We start from the raw sequence: 16,143 nt of genomic DNA, 5'->3' as shown, positions 1-16,143 counted from the left end.
TAAAAACCCCTTCAAATTTAATATTGAAGAGGTTTTATTTTTATAAAAGGGAATTAAAATTAATGTCCTTTTTCTTTCATGATTTTATTCAATCTTTTCAGCATGGAAAGACCTAAAAGCGTTGCAAAAATCAATAATGCAAAATTAACCAAGAAGTAATTGGCCTTGTTTTCGTAACTGTACCAAGTACTTGCTAAAATCCCTGAAAGCTTGTTCCCAACAGAGTTGGCTAAGAAAAATCCACCCATCATTAAAGCTGTAATTCTTGCTGGCGAAAGTTTAGACACGAAAGATAATCCCATTGGTGAAAGGCAAAGTTCGCCCACTGTAATTACACCATAACTCGCTACCAACCACCATGGCGAAACCTTCATACTTCCGTTGTCGCCTGCTTGAACCGCCCAAACCATTACTAAACAAGAAAGTGCAGAAATAAAAAGTCCCAAAACAATTTTTGATGGAGTGCTAGGTTCTTTTCCTCTTTTTCTTAAAAACATCCAAGCTCCTACAATTATTGGGGTAAGAACAATTACCCAAAAAGGATTTATCGATTGGAAAAGCTCGGTGTTGTAAAGGAATATTTTAGAATCTGGTTTTGCTTCAATTTCAGATTTTTGTTCAGGAGAAATATTATTAAAATATACATTCTTGCCAATGGCTTTTACCGGTTCTCCATTTTCTTTTTTAGCTCTAAATTGATCGTCATAAACAGGAATTGGCTCTTTAGAATCAGCATAATCAATTCCTTCCACCATGTAGATTTTTTCTAAAGGTTTTTCTGCAGCAGCAGGAACACTTCTATCTGTATAATAATTTGCCCATCTTGTTAAAGCTGTTCCATTTTGTTTGAAAACTGCCCAAAAGAACATAGAAATTAAAAATATGGAAAGTAATGCTCCAATAGAAGGTTTTTCTTCTGGTTTTGATTTAAAATAAAGAGAAACATAGAAATAAATAACCGGAATACACGCAAAAATAAAGGCGTCTGTAGAATCACTTCCTATTAAATTCCCTGGGATAAACCAACCAATAGCTCCGGCAATAATGGCAGGAACAAACACTTTTAATAAAATCTGCGAAAGTTTGGTATCACCTTCTTGTACAGGTTTCATTTCTGCAGCGTGTTTGTAATGTTTTAAACCGATACTGAAAATAACTAAACCTAAAAGCATTCCCACTCCAGCGGTAATAAAGGCTTCTCCCCATCCGAATTTATTACGCATAAAAGCAGCAATAATATTACAAATGAATGCTCCAATATTAATTCCCATATAGAAAATATTGTAACCAGAATCTTTATTGGCTTTGTAAGGTTCCTCTGAATATAGATTTCCTAAAAGGGTAGAAATAGTAGGTTTAAAAAAGCCGTTTCCGACAATTATTAACGCTAAGGAAGCATAAAACAAAGACATCTCTTTGAAAAGTCCCAAACCAATATATCCTGCAGCCATTAAAATTCCACCGAGGTAAATAGATTTGATATATCCTAAAACTCTATCCGCCAAAAATCCACCAATAAAAGGGGTTAAGTAAGTTAATGCGATATAAGTCCCGAAAATATCATCCGCATTTTTGTCGGTAATTCCTAAACCGCCGCCCATTCCTTGAGGTTCTATAAGGTAAAGAACGAAAATTCCAAGTATTAAATAATAACCAAATCTTTCCCACATTTCTGTGAAAAAAAGATAGGGAAGTCCTTTAGGATGTTTTGATTTCATATTTTTATTTTTCGAATTTTCCAAAAATAATATTTTATTTCAATAGATAAAATAAATAATATTGATGCATCTAGTTTTTTTTGAAAAAAAACACCTTTCATGGATAAGAAAGATGTTGGTATGGATTAATTAAAGATTCTCTAAAATAAAATTCGTCATTTTTTCGTAGAGTTGAGGTCTGGTTTGTCCGCCGTAAATACCATGATTTTTGTCTGGATAAGCCATGAATTCAAATTGTTTTTTATTTTGAATTAAAGCTTCAGAAAACTCCATAGAATTTTGGAAATGTACATTGTCATCGGCTGTTCCGTGGATTAATAAAAACTTGCCTTTTAATAATTGAGCATATTCTGTTGGCGAATTTTTATCATATCCGTCAGGATTTTCTTGAGGTGTTTTTAAGAAACGTTCTGTGTAAACGGTGTCATAATATCTCCAGTTGGTTACTGGTGCAACGGCAATTCCCATTTTAAAAGTGTCTGCCCCTTTTGTTAAAGCCAAAGATGACATATAGCCACCAAAACTCCACCCGAAAATTCCGATTCTAGATTTGTCGATATAAGATTGTTTTCCAAACCATTTTGCAGCAGTTATTTGGTCTTCAATTTCGTATTTTCCTAAATTTAAATAGGTTACTTTTTTGTATTTAGAACCTTTAAAACCAGTTCCTCTTCCGTCAACACAAGCTACGATATATCCTTTTTGAACCAACATTTCAAACCAAATGGTATTTCCGTTATCCCAAGAATTGGCAACAGATTGTGAGCCAGGTCCAGAATACTGATACATGAATAACGGATATTTTTTAGAAGGATCGAAGTTTTTAGGCTTAATTATCCAAGCGTTCATTTGGTCTCCTGCTTCATTCGGAATGGTGATGAATTCTTTATCAACAAAATTATCGGCTTTTAATTTTTGCAGCTGTTCGTTGTTGTTTTGTAATTCTTTAAGCTGCTTTCCGTCATTGTTTTTTAAAACATAAGTGTATGGTTTTGCTGCTGTAGAAGAAGTTTCTATGAAATATTGATAATTTTTACTGAAATTCCCAGAATTATTCCCTTCGAGATTAGAAATAATTTTAGACTTCCCGTTGTCGATATTAATTTTTGAAATTACTTTATTAATGCTTCCTTTTTCTGTAGTTTGTACATAAACTTCCTTAGATTTTGGGTTGAAACCGTAATAATCTGTTATCTCCCAATTTCCTTTCGTAATCTGTTTTTTTAGCTTTCCGCTTTCATCATACCAATATAAATGACGGTTTCCATCTCTTTCAGATCCCCATAAGAATGAATTATCCTCCAAGAATTCCAAGGTTACATTATCGGTTTCTATCCAAGCAGGATCTGTTTCTGTGAAAAGTTTTTGTACGTTTCCGGTTTTCGTATTTACTTTTAAAATATCTGAAGCATTTTGAGTTCTTTCAGAAGTTATGAGTACAATTTCGTCCGCTTTTGCTGTTTTGTACACATTTGGAATATAATAATTTTTGAAAGATTTTAAATTTAAAGCTGTTGTTTTAGCATTATCTAAACGGTATAAATTTGCAGAAACAATAGCGTTTTTTTCTCCAGCTTTAGGATATTTAAATCTCATTTCCTGAGGATAAAGATTTTTCCCATAAATAGGAATATACATCTCTGGAACTTCGGTTTCATCGGATTTTACAAAAACAATGGCATCGGAATTTTTGGTCCATTCATATTGTTTGGCATGTCCGAATTCTTCTTCATACACCCAATCGGCTAAACCATTAATAATGGAATTTTTCTTCCCATCACTGGTTATTTGAGTGATTTTTCCTGAATTTAAATCCTGATAAAATAAGTTATTGTTTGAAATGAAAGCCACTTTTGTAGCATCTGGAGAAAATGTAGGCTCTTGAACGAAATCTCCATTGTTTAAACTTGTTGTTTTTCCGGATTTTAAATCTTTAATATCGAATTTTCCTAAAAAAGAATGTCTGTAAATGGGCTGACTTTCCTTTAGTAATAAAATTTTGGATTCATCTTCTGAAAACTGGTAGCTTTCAAAGTTTCCATCCACAATATTTCCCTCTTTTTGAAAGGATTTATAAGAATATTTTGCAATTCCTCCTTGCTCTATCACTGCATAGTTTTCACCGTTTTTTAAAGAGGAAATTCCGGAAATTCCTTTTCCGCGGTAGTGGCCGGAATATATTTTGTCTAAAGTAATGTTTTGTGCACTAACATTGTAAAATGTAGCCATTAATAGACTCGATAGAATTATTTTTTTCATTATAAATTATTAGAATAAACTTTCGTAAAGATACATTTTTTGTGTTTAATTTAACGATTTGAATGTAGAATTGCGACTTGCTTGGCAACATTCTTGTATTTATACGATAACATCAAAAATTGTTTACTATGAAAAATACAGATATCAGAAGTCGTTTGACAAAATTTCAATTTAAAAACGATGTGCTTTATACCATGTTTAATTCTTTTGAAGAAGCTGAACAATTTGCAAGAGATAATCATGGTACATTAACAGAAGTCGGTTTTTTGGATGGTAATGATAATCCAGTGTTCGATGATGCAGCGGGGCTAATTGCAAAAAAAAAATATTTTATGGCAAAGTCTAGCTTGGATTATGATATTATCCATTCTGGAAATCCTTTGTTTAAAAGTCTTGTTGCGCAATATATAGAACGCACTGCTGAGATTAAAGAGAAAAGCATCGAAGAAGAATTAATGTCAGATTCTGACGCTTTAATTTCTGAAGACGGTGTTTTTGTGGTTGACAAAAAAGGAGAAATCCAGAGTGTAACCTCGCGCGAGCGTGTCCGCTATTTGATGCATACCAAAGTTTATGAACTTGGTGTTTTAATTCCAAAATCATAAAATAATGACAACAAAAAAATATTCTAAAAAAGCACAGGAAAAGATTGCAGAAGTAATGCATGAGTATAAAGAAGGTGAGCTTAAAACCAGTTCGGGTAAAAAAGTGACCGATAGAAAACAAGCGGTTGCCATTGGGATTTCTGAAGCTAGAGAAAAAGCTTTGAAAGTCCCAAAAGAACCTATTGAAAATAAAAAGCCAACTAAAAAGTCAATTTAATTGGCTTTTTTGTGTTTAAACTCATTTTGAGATTATTGGATTTTATTAGTAATTTTGCAACCTTATGACAGAACGACAACAACAGCCTAACACGGTGGCTTTCCATACTTTAGGTTGTAAGCTTAATTTTGCAGAAACATCAACTATTGCGCGCCAACTGGTGGATGCAGGTTACGAAAAGGTGGACTTTGACCAACCTGCAAAGGTTTATATTATCAATACATGCTCGGTTACTGATAATGCTGACAAAGAATGCAAATTTCATGTGAAGCGTGCAATGAAAGCTAATCCAGAAGGTCTAGTGGCTATTATTGGATGTTATGCGCAGTTAAAACCTGAAGAAATCTCAGATATTGAAGGTGTGGATTTGGTGCTTGGTGCCAAAGAAAAATTCAATATTTTAAGTTATCTCAGCGATTTAGAAAAATCAGAAAGCTCGGCAGAAATACATTCTTGTGAAATTGATGAAGCCGATTTTTTTATAGGTTCTTATTCGATTGGCGACCGCACACGTGCTTTTCTTAAAGTTCAGGATGGTTGCGATTACAAATGTACCTATTGCACAATTCCGTTAGCTAGAGGGATTTCGAGAAGTGATACCATCGATAATGTTGTGAAAAACGCACAAGAAATTGCTGCTAAAGATATTAAAGAAATTGTGTTGACGGGTGTCAATATTGGTGATTACGGAAAAGGAGAGTTTGGAAACAAAAAGCATGAACATACTTTTCTGGATTTAATTTCAGAATTGGACAAAGTTGACGGTATCGAAAGAATTCGTATTTCTTCAATTGAACCCAATCTTTTAAAAGACGAAAGCATAGATTTAGTCTCAAAAAGCCAAAGTTTTGTGCCGCATTTTCATATTCCGTTGCAGAGTGGAAGCGATGATCTTTTGAAGCTGATGAAGCGCCGTTACCTTACCAAAATTTACTCGGATCGGGTATCAAAAATTCGTGACGTTATGCCAGATGCAGCAATTGGTGTCGACGTTATTGTTGGTTTTCCTGGAGAAACGGAAGAACTTTTTATGGAAACTTATAATTACATTAACTCTTTACCCATTTCGTATTTGCATGTTTTTACGTATTCTGAAAGAGAAAATACCGAGGCGGCTGATATGGAAGGCGTTGTGCCAATCCAAGAACGAAAAAAGCGTAACAAAATGTTGAGAATTCTTTCTGAGAAAAAGAAAATGGCTTTTTACCAAACCCAGTTAGGTAAAACTTTGCCTGTACTTTGGGAGCATGAAGACAAGAATGGTTACATGTACGGATTTACAGAGAATTATGTTCGTGTGAAAAAGGTTTTTGACGCGCAGTCGGTTAATCAAATAGAATTACTAAAACTTAATAAAATAGATGAGGACGGCGTCGTGTTTGTTGAGTCGGTTTTTGAAGATTTTTTAGCTAAGATTTAATGATATTTAAACTTCTAGAAACAAAAAAGAGAATCAATACGATTCTCTTTTTTTATATTTTGAAACCAAAAATTAAGGCTTTGGTCTGGTAATGCTTTTGTAAACTTGGAAGTTAAATACGAAAGTTCTGTTTCGTAAAGAATATGTAGGATAAGATGGAGCATGGTAATAATCATCTCTGGCAAAAGCTGCTCTAGAAGGTACAATGATTACACCTTGTAAGTTTGGCGTAACAGAATCCTCTATTTCCCAAGATTTAAAATGTTGCAAAGCTTCTTGGAAACCTTCCATTTGATAATAATTACGGTTTGTATTCTTATTATCGGCCATGAATTTTTCTGTCACATAATAGTAAGGCGGGTCAACTTGTGGATTGCCGCTTCCGTAGATGTCATTAGAAAATACATAACCATAGCGGAATTTAACTTCGCTCTCTTCATCAGTCGCCCAATAAGCAGTTGTTGTACTCATGATTCTTAGACTGTCGGTTGGTGCGATCGTTTTTCCTTCTGTAGGTTGTGCGCCAGGTCTTTTAATAATAATGGTGCCGTTAGCTAAAGTTTCTTTTTCATAGCTAGATAGCTTTGGTTTGTCATCATCGCTATCATCTTTATCACTAAAAGCTTTGATGTTTCCTTGTGTATCAAAATAATTAGTGTCTAAAAATTTAGATATTGCTATATCGTCATGCTCATTTTGCAGTTCTATCGTTGGTTCGGTATAAACTTCTTCCGCATCATTGTCTTTCTTACAACTTTGTAATGCAAGTGCTAACACTGCAAAACCGAATAATATTTTTTTCATTTTTGATTTAATCTTAAATTGCCGATTATTTAACGGAGCAAAAGTATAAAAAAATATGCGAATTGATAAATTTTTGTGGAGTGTAAGATTTTATAAGACCAGAAGCATTGCTGCAGAAGAGATAAAAAAGAATCGTGTTAGTATAGGTGCATCAACTGTAAAGTCTTCAAAAGAGGTTAAAGTAGGAGATATTATAAAAATCAGAAAAAATCAAATCGATTATAAAATAGAAATTCTGCAAATTCCCAAAAGCCGTATCGGTGCCAAATTGGTTTCTCTACACGTAACAGACAAGACAGATAAAGAGCAATACGAAATCCTGAAAATGCGTCAGAGTTCTCAAAACTATTATAGACAAAGAGGAGAAGGGCGACCAACCAAAAAAGACCGACGAGAAATTGAAGGTTTTCTCGATACTGATGAGGAAAAAGAAACCGCTGGGGTGGGCGATGAGGAATCTTGGGATTTGTACTTTAAAGAACTTAATGAAGACGAGGAAGATTAATTCCCCATCTTTTTTTATTTTAAATCTAAAGCTAACATGATTTCATCAACAATGTCTTCTGGGCTTTTATTATTTGTATTAATAATAAATTCTGCACGGTTATAAAAGGCATTTCGCTCAAACAAATGTTTAGCTATAAATTCTGGTAGATCCTCATCAGGCAAGCGGGCTATTAAAGGGCGTTTGGCTTTTTGTCGCAAAAGACGATCTGTCAAAGTGCTAACAGATGCTTGTAAAAATACACTTTTGGATTTCGATTTAATCAAATCCATATTGTTATAATATACAGGTGTGCCGCCGCCAAGGCTCAATACAATGTCGTTATCAAGTTTCAAAATATCTTCCAGAACTGATTTTTCTTCTTTCCTAAAGAAGATTTCGCCATGCTCAGTGAAGATTTCGGAGATTTTTTTTTGATGTTTCAAAATTATTTGATGGTCTAGATCAATTAGTTTGAAGTTAATTTTTTGGCTTAAGAGTTTGGAAATGTGTGATTTTCCGCTTCCCATGTAGCCGATTAGGGAAATTATCATGTTTTTATTTTCAACAAATTTCGAAAAAAAATTTTGAGAATCAAAAAAAAGATATATCTTTGCACCACTAAAAACAAAGGATAATACTTAGAGATAAGAACAAGCTTTGTTAAAGTGGCCGACTCGGTAGCTCAGCTGGTAGAGCAATACACTTTTAATGTATGGGTCCTGGGTTCGAATCCCAGCCGGGTCACTAGCAATAAGATTGAAAGATCTTTTTGCCTGCGTGGTGAAATTGGTAGACACGCCATCTTGAGGGGGTGGTTTCCTAAGGATGTGCTGGTTCGAGTCCAGTCGCAGGCACTGCAAAAAAAACTTTGAATGTTACATTCAAGACTCGGTAGCTCAGCTGGTAGAGCAATACACTTTTAATGTATGGGTCCTGGGTTCGAATCCCAGCCGGGTCACAAATTTACCTCATAGTAAATTTTTTTCATATTAATATTTTGTGATTTGGTGTTTAGAAGCCTCCTGAATAAGGAGGCTTCTATGTTTTTGTACATTATGCCAAAAAAAATCTGGATTACTCCAGATGTATATTGTCAATCAATCTTACTTTTCCGACGTTAACAACGATAAAAGCTCTGTAGTTTTTGTCCTTGTAGAAAAAGTCTGTTTCTTTCAGGTTTTCTTCGTCGGCAATAAGGAAATATTCTAATTCCATATTGTCCTGTTTTTCAAAAATTTCGACAACACGCTCCTTAATTTCAGGAATACTAATGACACGGAACCAGTCATTGACTTGTTTCAAAGTTTTGTAAATGATGGTAGAGGCATTTTTTTCTTCGTTGTTAAGTCTTGCGTTTCGCGAGCTCATTGCAAGTCCATCTTCTTGTCTGTGGATGGCGACACCATGGATTTTAACAGAAAGTTTTAAATTTTTAACTAAAGTTTCGATGATTTTTAATTGTTGATAATCTTTTTCGCCAAAATAAGCATCATCTGGTTGTATTTGGCCAAATAAGGCTTCGATGACAGTTCCGACGCCATCGAAATGTCCTGGGCGGGCTGCGCCTTCCATTTCGTTTTCCAAGCCGTTGAAGTTGTATTGTTTGCTCGATAGCCCATTAGGGTAGATGTCGTTAACAGTTGGTATATAGACTGCATCAACCAATTCAGAATTTTTTAATTTTTCAATGTCATGCGCAATGGTTCGTGGGTATTTTTCTAGATCTTCACGATTGTTGAACTGCGTGGGATTTACAAAAATGGAAGAGATAACAATGTCATTATTTTCTCTTGCAACTTTATATAAAGATAGATGTCCGTTATGTAAAGCGCCCATAGTTGGCGCGAAACCGATGTTTTTGTTTTGCTTTTTTATGTCAGCGACAAAGTCTAGCAATTCGGCCTTGTTGTTTAAGATTTTCATACTTACATTAAAATAGAATGTAAAGTTAGAAAATGTATTTATAACAATATTTTTATTTGTTAATTATTTGTAAAATAATTTGTTAAAATGTTGATTTTCTGTAAGAATAGTCCGGTTCGAGTCATAAATTTACTTAAAAATTATTAAAACAAAATAAATGCAATAAATTTTTGTAATTTTGCAGAATAAAGTGTTTATACTTTTTAGACAATAAAATATATTATGCCGAATCAAAAGATTTTGTACGTTACGACAGAGATGTATCCTTACCATGAAGGTTCTAACATGGGAAATATGGTCAACCAAATGGCGTTGAAGATGCATCAAGAAGGTAACGATGTGCGGGTTTTCATGCCAAGGTTTGGACAAATAAGCGAAAGAAAATTCCAATTACACGAAGTTATCAGACTATCAGGGATGAATATTATCATCAATGATCTAGACCAACCTTTAATTATTAAAGTGGCGTCTTTGCCAGGAGAAAGACTTCAAGTTTATTTCATCGATAACGAAGAGTATTTCAAAAGAAAGCAATTGTACTTCGATGATGAAGAAAAAGCTTTTGAAGATAACAACGAAAGAGCCGTATTCTTCGCAAGAGGTGTTATAGAAACAATTAAAAAACTTAATTGGGTGCCAGACGTTATTCATATCAACGGTTGGATGGCCTCTTTAATACCAATCTACTTAAAAACGTATTATAAAGATGATACTTATTTTAATGATACAAAATTGGTCTTGTCTCTTTATAATGAAACGGATGCTGAGCTAGGAAGCAACACAAAAGAAATTTTGACTTTTGATAATATTACTGAGTTATCTTCGTTAGATAATCCAAGGTTTTTAGGATTTGTGAACGATGCTATGGCTTATGTTGATACTATTGTTAAAGGTGATGAATTCTTAATAGACTCTTTGGATGCGGCTTATGGTGAAGCTTCAGTAGAAAAATCAGACTATCTTAGTGTAGATGTTATTTCGCAAGTATATTAAATCGAAAAAACAAGAATGATAAATAAATTTAAAAACCTAATCAAATTAGGTGGGGTGCTAGCTTTGACTCTAGTAGCTGTAAGTTGCGAATCCGAAATGGATAACCTTGGAGAGCAACTTTTCGATGGGAATAGTGCAGAAGGTGTTGAGAAAACTTTTGGTATTGTTGCCTACAATATTAATAACGGTGATGTCATTCGTACCGATGCTAGCCAGCTAGCCTATGCAACTTTAGGAGCTTTTAATGAACCTGCTTTCGGAATGCAAAAATCAAGCTATGTCAGCCAAGTTAGAATGTCAAGCGATAATTTTGATTTCGGGACAAATGCAGTTTTGGATTCTGCAGTTTTGGTTATGACGCCATTATATAACTCAGATTCTCTGGTTACAACAACCAATGAGGATTATATTTATCCAGATGGAAATGTTGCTGCAAAAAAAGTTGTGAAAACTTATCCAGTAACAAAATATGGCAAACTCGAAATCGGTGGTGAAAAAACTAAATTTAATATCAAAGTTAGAGAGGTCGAAGATTTTTTAGGAGCTTATTCAGATAAAGTGAATTCTAACAAAATGGTCAATGTGAACGCTAATGTAATAGGGGCAAAGGTTTTTGATGGGACTATTAATTCTGTAGTGATAACAAAAGATGATGGCGGATCAGAGTTGCTTAATAGAGATGTTAGCCTACGTATTCCTTTAGATAAAGATTTTTTTCAAACTAAAATTATTGCTAAGAATAAACAACCAGAGTTAGCAAACGCAGCTAGTTTTATTCGTTATTTTAAAGGAATTCAGATTTCGGTTGATGAAACAGACGGTTATATCTTCAAATTCACGCCGGCAGGTAATTCAATTAAATTATATTACAAAAAAGATGTTCCACAATCTGACGGAACTGTGAAAAGAGAAAGTTTTGATTATGAGTTAAGCTTGGCTGGCTCCAATGCTAAATTCAATCAAATCGAATATAATAGGTTAGGAACGCCTTATAAGGCAGCTATGGAGACTATTTCACAAGATGGTCAGCCGCAGTTGTTTGCACAAGGTATGGGAGGTAGTAGCTTTGGACTAAAAATACCGGCACAAACTGTTGCCCAATTACGTGACTTGTATAAAAACGATAAAACAGCCATTGTTACTGCTAAAATTAGAATATATACCGATACGTCTATTTGGGCGAATGCTTACGAAAAGCCACGATATTTTACGGTGAAAGAAACTGGTTCTACAGAATTGCTATCTGATATGAGCGTATTGGCTAATACCAATTATTTACTTATTAAATCTTATGATTTGGATAAAGAATTGGCCTATTATGACATCGGAATCACCAAAACGCTTAAAGATATTATTGAACAGGGTAAAGAAGCTAAAGATTTAGTTGTTGATTTAGGATCTTATCTTAATAGCGCTTCAACAGGAGAAATTCTTGGAGTTGATTACACAGATAGAGCTTATACACCTAATAGAATGATTTTTAAAGGAACGGATTTCGATAATATTGGTAAAGAAATTAGTAATTCTCAATTTGTTCAATTAAAAGTCGCTTATTCAAAAAAACAAACAAATTAATAACACAAATAAATTAAACATATAAAATTATGTGCGGAATTGTTGGATATACTGGTTTTAGAGATGCTTACGATATCGTAATTAGTGGACTAAGACGTTTAGAATATAGAGGTTACGATAGTGCAGGAATTGTACTTGAAAATAAAAATAATGATTTTGAAGTTCAAAAAACCAAAGGAAAAGTTGATGATTTGGTGGCTATTTCAGAATCAATGAAAGGAACCTCCCACATCGGTATGGGACACACCCGTTGGGCAACACATGGTGTACCTAGTGATAGAAACTCGCATCCGCATTTATCAAACGACGGCAAAATTGCTTTAGTACATAATGGGATCATCGAAAATTATGATACCATCAAAACAATGCTTGTTGGAAATGGTTTTGAGTTTAAATCAGAAACGGATACTGAGGTTTTAGTCAACTTAATTCAATATTTCACAGATAAAAATCCTTCAGCTGATTTCGCTTCATCTGTTAGAGCTGCACTTAACGAAGTTTATGGCGCTTATGCAATTACAGTGATGCACGAAGATTTCCCAGGAGAATTAATCGTTGCAAGATTGGGATCACCACTGGCAATAGGGCTCGGAGAAAATGAGTTCTTTATAGCGTCCGATGCTTCACCTTTTGTAGAATATACAAAAGAAGCTGTATATCTTGAAGAAGGACATATGGCAACCATTTCATTGGAAAAAGGTGTGAATATCTACACTATCAAAGACAACGAAAAAATAGAACCCGCTATTCAGGAACTTAGATTAAATCTTGAGCAAATTGAAAAAGGAGGCTATGAACATTTCATGTTAAAAGAAATCTTTGAACAACCAAAATCAATTCTTGATACCATGAGAGGAAGACTTTTGGTTAACGAAGGTATTATTAAAATGGCTGGTATCTGGGATCACCTTGATCGTATTAATAAAGCGGAAAGAATTATCATCATTGCTTGTGGTACTTCTTGGCATGCTGGTCTTATTGGTGAATATCTTATCGAAGAGTTTGCAAGAATTCCTGTTGAGGTAGAATATGCATCAGAATTTAGATATAGAAACCCCATTATTGGTCCGAAAGATGTCGTTATAGCGATTTCTCAATCTGGAGAAACAGCTGATACAATGGCGGCTATCAAATTAGCCAAAGAGAAAGGCGCTTTTGTATATGGTATTTGTAATGTTGTAGATTCTTCTATTGCAAGAGTAACAGATGCAGGATCTTACACGCATGCTGGTCCAGAGATAGGGGTGGCTTCTACAAAAGCCTTCACTGCTCAGTTAACAATTTTGTCTTTAATCGCTCTTAAATTAGGAAAGCATAATGGCAACTTAGGCAATGCAGAGTTTATGCGTTTAATTACAGAATTAGATGCTATCCCAGTTAAAGTTGAAGAAGTATTGCAATCTTCTCACGAGGTTACCAAACATATTGCTAAACAATTTGTTGATGCGACCAACTTCTTATATTTAGGTAGAGGCTATAACTTCCCATCTGCATTAGAAGGGGCGCTTAAACTTAAAGAAATTTCTTACATCCATGCCGAAGGTTATCCTGCAGCTGAGATGAAGCACGGTCCAATTGCATTGATCGACGAGAACATGCCTATCGTAATTATTGCGCCAAAACAAGGACATTATGATAAAATCGTAAGCAACGTACAAGAAATTAAAGCTAGAAAAGGTAAAGTTATCGCTGTAGTTAACAAAGGCGATCAGCAAGTTGCAGAAATGGCAGATTATGTTATCGAAATGCCAGAAACTTCAGAATGTTTCTCGCCAATAGTAGCGGCAATTCCATTACAATTATTGTCCTATTATGTTGCGGTCTATCGTGGTGCAAATGTTGACCAGCCAAGAAATCTTGCAAAATCTGTAACAGTTGAATAAATATTCGTTACATAAACAATATTAATAATTAAAATACGTTAAGGAAAAGTAATAGTAGTTTTAAAAAAAATTATATATTTACCGCTTAATTTCTGAATAGAGAATGAAAAGGATATTTCTAATATTATTGTCTTCTGCAGTTGTTATCTCATGTTCCAAAGGGGGTGGCAAATCCGCAGGTAGACCTGGAGCTAAAACTAAAGGAGAGTTAATCCCTTCAAAAACAGCCAAAACCTTTACTGCTGAAAGACCTTATGGAATGGTTCCTATTCCAGGGGGATCTTATGTTATGGGTATGACAGATATGGATTTTACAGGGATGCCCGAAAAAGCTAATCCTAAAACTGTAACAGTGTCTTCATTCTTTATGGACGAAACGGAGGTGACCAACGGAGAGTATAGAGAGTTTATCAACTATGTGAGAGACTCTATCGCAAGAACACTTTTAGCAGAAGCTGCTGGTACAGGAGGCTCAGATAGTTCTACTGGAGCTAGCATTTCAGATTATGCCTATGCTGCGCAGAAAGGAGGAGATGATGTTACACCATATCAAACTTATCTGGAATCGCAAGGCGGGAGAGATGGCTACAGCGAAGCAAAAAAATTAGATTGGAATGTTCCACTGCATTGGAATACTTCAGCATATCCCGATGAACAATACGCAGAGGTTTTAGAGTCGATGTATATCGCTCCAGACAAAAGGATTAATAACGAAAGATTATTAGATGCTAACAAACTTCAGTATTCTTACCAATGGGAAGATGTAGCGTCTGCTGTGAGAGATAAAAATAGAGATGCTTCTTATCTTAAAAAAGAAAGTATTAAAGTTTATCCAGATACAACCGTATGGGTAAGAGATTTCAACTATGCTTATAATGAGCCTTTGTTTGATCAATATTTTTGGCATCAAGCTTATAAAAATTATCCTGTTGTTGGGGTGACTTGGGATCAAGCCAGAGCTTTTTGTAATTTTAAAACTAAAATTAAAAAAGACTTCAACAGTAGCTTGAAAAAGAAAAAGCAAAAACCTATGAACTTCCGTCTGCCAACTGAAGCAGAATGGGAATTTGCAGCCAAAGGAGGTATCGAAAATGGAGCATATCCATGGGGAGGACCGAATCTTCAAGACGATAGAGGTTGTTATTTAGCAAACTTCAAACCGAAGAGAGGTAACTATATAGAAGATGATAAAAAAGGAGATTATGTATATACAGCTCCAGTTAAAAAGTTCCCAAGAAATGGTTACGGTCTTTACGATATGGCGGGTAACGTTTCAGAATGGACAGAATCACCATTTAATAATTCGACTTATCAATTTTCTTCTACGTTAAATCCAAATTTATCAAACCAAGCCTATAGAGAACTTAAAAAAACTGTAAGAGGTGGTTCTTGGAAAGATGCAGGTTATTTGTTAATGACAGGTTATAGAGACTGGGAAAGAAAAGACTCTGCAAGAAGTTATATTGGATTTAGAACAGTACAAGATATTGCGGCTGGCTCTGCTAAATTCAAAAAGAAAGCGACTAACTAACAAAGAAAATAAACTAACTATTACTAACTTAAATTTTTTTAAAACGCATGTTTAAAACTAAAGAAGCCAAGATGAATTTCTTCTATTCTATTGGCGCAGCTATCGTAATCTTGGGTGCATTATTTAAAATGACACATTGGAGTCTAGGTCCTATTTCTGGTAACGTTGCATTAGCTGCGGGGCTTATTATGGAAGCGATTGTATTTATCGTATTCGCATTTGATCCACCAAAAACTGAAGAAAACTATCATTGGGAAAATGTATATCCAGAATTATTAGACGAATCTGCTGAAAGAAAATCAAGAAAAGTTGTTAATCAAATTGCTGAAAACAAGGATTTAGAACTTTCTTTGTCAGACAAATTAGACAAAATGCTTGCTGACGCAAAACTTGACGTTAACTTATTTGAAAGACTAAGAGGCGGTATCGAAAAATTCGGAACTTCTGTTGACCAAATCAACCAAACTGTTGACGTATCTGCTTCAACACAAAAATATAACGAGCAGATGAATCTTGCTGCTAGCCATTTAGAAAGTATGAATGCGCTTTATGCTTTGCAATTAGAGCACGGAAAAAAACAGTCAGAATTCAGTAAAAAATATGTTGAAGATATTCAGAAGTCAGCAGCACAATCTGAAAAATTCAACGAAGAATTACAAGGTTTAACTTCTAACTTATCTAGTCTTAATAGAGTATATGGCGGAATGTTGTCTGCTATGAAGTCTTAA

14 protein-coding genes and 3 tRNA genes are annotated in these 16,143 nt (G+C 34.5%); 12 read left to right on the top strand and 5 right to left on the bottom strand.

Annotated features, from left to right (window positions below; genetic code table 11):
* Positions 1-59: 59 nt before the first annotated feature.
* Positions 60-1,718 carry a peptide MFS transporter gene (locus G6R40_RS07240; RefSeq protein WP_165133553.1) on the bottom strand — a complete coding sequence of 553 codons (1,659 nt, stop codon included), beginning with the start codon at positions 1,716-1,718 and terminating at the stop codon, positions 60-62.
* A gap of 129 nt (positions 1,719-1,847) precedes the next feature.
* On the bottom strand, positions 1,848-3,977 hold the full coding sequence (locus G6R40_RS07235) for a S9 family peptidase (RefSeq protein WP_165133550.1): 2,130 nt from the start codon (positions 3,975-3,977) through the stop codon (positions 1,848-1,850).
* 128 nt (positions 3,978-4,105) lie between these two features.
* Between G6R40_RS07235 and G6R40_RS07230 the strand changes: the two genes are divergently transcribed.
* The 3 genes from G6R40_RS07230 (at position 4,106) to mtaB (ending at position 6,219) form a co-directional block, all read left to right on the top strand.
* On the top strand, positions 4,106-4,582 hold the full coding sequence (locus G6R40_RS07230; RefSeq protein WP_165133548.1) for a hypothetical protein: 477 nt from the start codon (positions 4,106-4,108) through the stop codon (positions 4,580-4,582).
* A 4-nt stretch (positions 4,583-4,586) separates the two neighbouring features.
* Positions 4,587-4,799 (top strand): DUF6496 domain-containing protein, encoded by a 213-nt coding sequence (locus tag G6R40_RS07225; RefSeq protein ID WP_165133545.1) that lies wholly within the window; start codon positions 4,587-4,589, stop codon positions 4,797-4,799.
* 64 nt (positions 4,800-4,863) lie between these two features.
* Positions 4,864-6,219, top strand: a complete 1,356-nt coding sequence (mtaB, locus tag G6R40_RS07220; RefSeq protein WP_165133542.1) for a tRNA (N(6)-L-threonylcarbamoyladenosine(37)-C(2))-methylthiotransferase MtaB — start codon at positions 4,864-4,866, stop codon at positions 6,217-6,219.
* A gap of 72 nt (positions 6,220-6,291) precedes the next feature.
* Here mtaB and G6R40_RS07215 read toward each other — a convergent pair whose 3' ends face one another.
* Positions 6,292-7,023 (bottom strand): hypothetical protein, encoded by a 732-nt coding sequence (locus G6R40_RS07215; protein WP_165133539.1) that lies wholly within the window; start codon positions 7,021-7,023, stop codon positions 6,292-6,294.
* Positions 7,024-7,078: 55 nt separating this feature from the next.
* Here G6R40_RS07215 and G6R40_RS07210 point away from each other — a divergent pair, with 55 nt between their 5' ends.
* On the top strand, positions 7,079-7,528 hold the full coding sequence (locus G6R40_RS07210; protein ID WP_165133536.1) for an RNA-binding S4 domain-containing protein: 450 nt from the start codon (positions 7,079-7,081) through the stop codon (positions 7,526-7,528).
* Positions 7,529-7,542: 14 nt separating this feature from the next.
* Here the strand turns inward: G6R40_RS07210 and G6R40_RS07205 are convergent, their stop codons facing one another.
* Positions 7,543-8,061: a shikimate kinase gene (locus tag G6R40_RS07205; protein ID WP_165133533.1), complete on the bottom strand. Its 519-nt coding sequence runs from the start codon at positions 8,059-8,061 to the stop codon at positions 7,543-7,545.
* A 120-nt stretch (positions 8,062-8,181) separates the two neighbouring features.
* On the opposite strand from G6R40_RS07205, the gene G6R40_RS07200 reads away from it, so the two are divergent.
* From G6R40_RS07200 to G6R40_RS07190, 3 genes are all read left to right on the top strand, one after another.
* Positions 8,182-8,254, top strand: a tRNA-Lys gene (locus G6R40_RS07200).
* 27 nt (positions 8,255-8,281) lie between these two features.
* Positions 8,282-8,364: transfer RNA gene (locus G6R40_RS07195), tRNA-Leu, on the top strand.
* Between the two features lie 31 nt (positions 8,365-8,395).
* A tRNA-Lys gene (locus G6R40_RS07190) sits at positions 8,396-8,468 on the top strand.
* Between the two features lie 116 nt (positions 8,469-8,584).
* Here G6R40_RS07190 and panC read toward each other — a convergent pair.
* On the bottom strand, positions 8,585-9,433 hold the full coding sequence (panC, locus tag G6R40_RS07185; protein ID WP_165133530.1) for a pantoate--beta-alanine ligase: 849 nt from the start codon (positions 9,431-9,433) through the stop codon (positions 8,585-8,587).
* Between the two features lie 222 nt (positions 9,434-9,655).
* Between panC and G6R40_RS07180 the strand changes: the two genes are divergently transcribed.
* The 5 genes from G6R40_RS07180 to gldL all read left to right on the top strand — a co-directional run bounded on the left by G6R40_RS07180 (position 9,656) and on the right by gldL (position 16,143).
* Positions 9,656-10,426 carry a glycogen/starch synthase gene (locus G6R40_RS07180; protein WP_165133527.1) on the top strand — a complete coding sequence of 257 codons (771 nt, stop codon included), beginning with the start codon at positions 9,656-9,658 and terminating at the stop codon, positions 10,424-10,426.
* 15 nt (positions 10,427-10,441) lie between these two features.
* Complete coding sequence (locus tag G6R40_RS07175; protein WP_165133524.1) at positions 10,442-12,001, top strand: DUF4270 family protein; 1,560 nt, start codon at positions 10,442-10,444, stop codon at positions 11,999-12,001.
* Between the two features lie 29 nt (positions 12,002-12,030).
* Positions 12,031-13,884 carry a glutamine--fructose-6-phosphate transaminase (isomerizing) gene (gene glmS / locus G6R40_RS07170; protein WP_165133521.1) on the top strand — a complete coding sequence of 618 codons (1,854 nt, stop codon included), beginning with the start codon at positions 12,031-12,033 and terminating at the stop codon, positions 13,882-13,884.
* A 103-nt stretch (positions 13,885-13,987) separates the two neighbouring features.
* Positions 13,988-15,415: a gliding motility lipoprotein GldK gene (gene gldK / locus G6R40_RS07165; RefSeq protein WP_165133518.1), complete on the top strand. Its 1,428-nt coding sequence runs from the start codon at positions 13,988-13,990 to the stop codon at positions 15,413-15,415.
* A gap of 47 nt (positions 15,416-15,462) precedes the next feature.
* Positions 15,463-16,143, top strand: a complete 681-nt coding sequence (gene gldL / locus G6R40_RS07160) for a gliding motility protein GldL (protein WP_165133515.1) — start codon at positions 15,463-15,465, stop codon at positions 16,141-16,143.

The organism is Chryseobacterium sp. POL2, assembly GCF_011058315.1.
In the GTDB taxonomy this organism is placed as follows: domain Bacteria; phylum Bacteroidota; class Bacteroidia; order Flavobacteriales; family Weeksellaceae; genus Soonwooa.
Note: the sequence above shows the minus strand (reverse complement) of the source record. Positions and strands in the feature narration are given on the sequence as shown.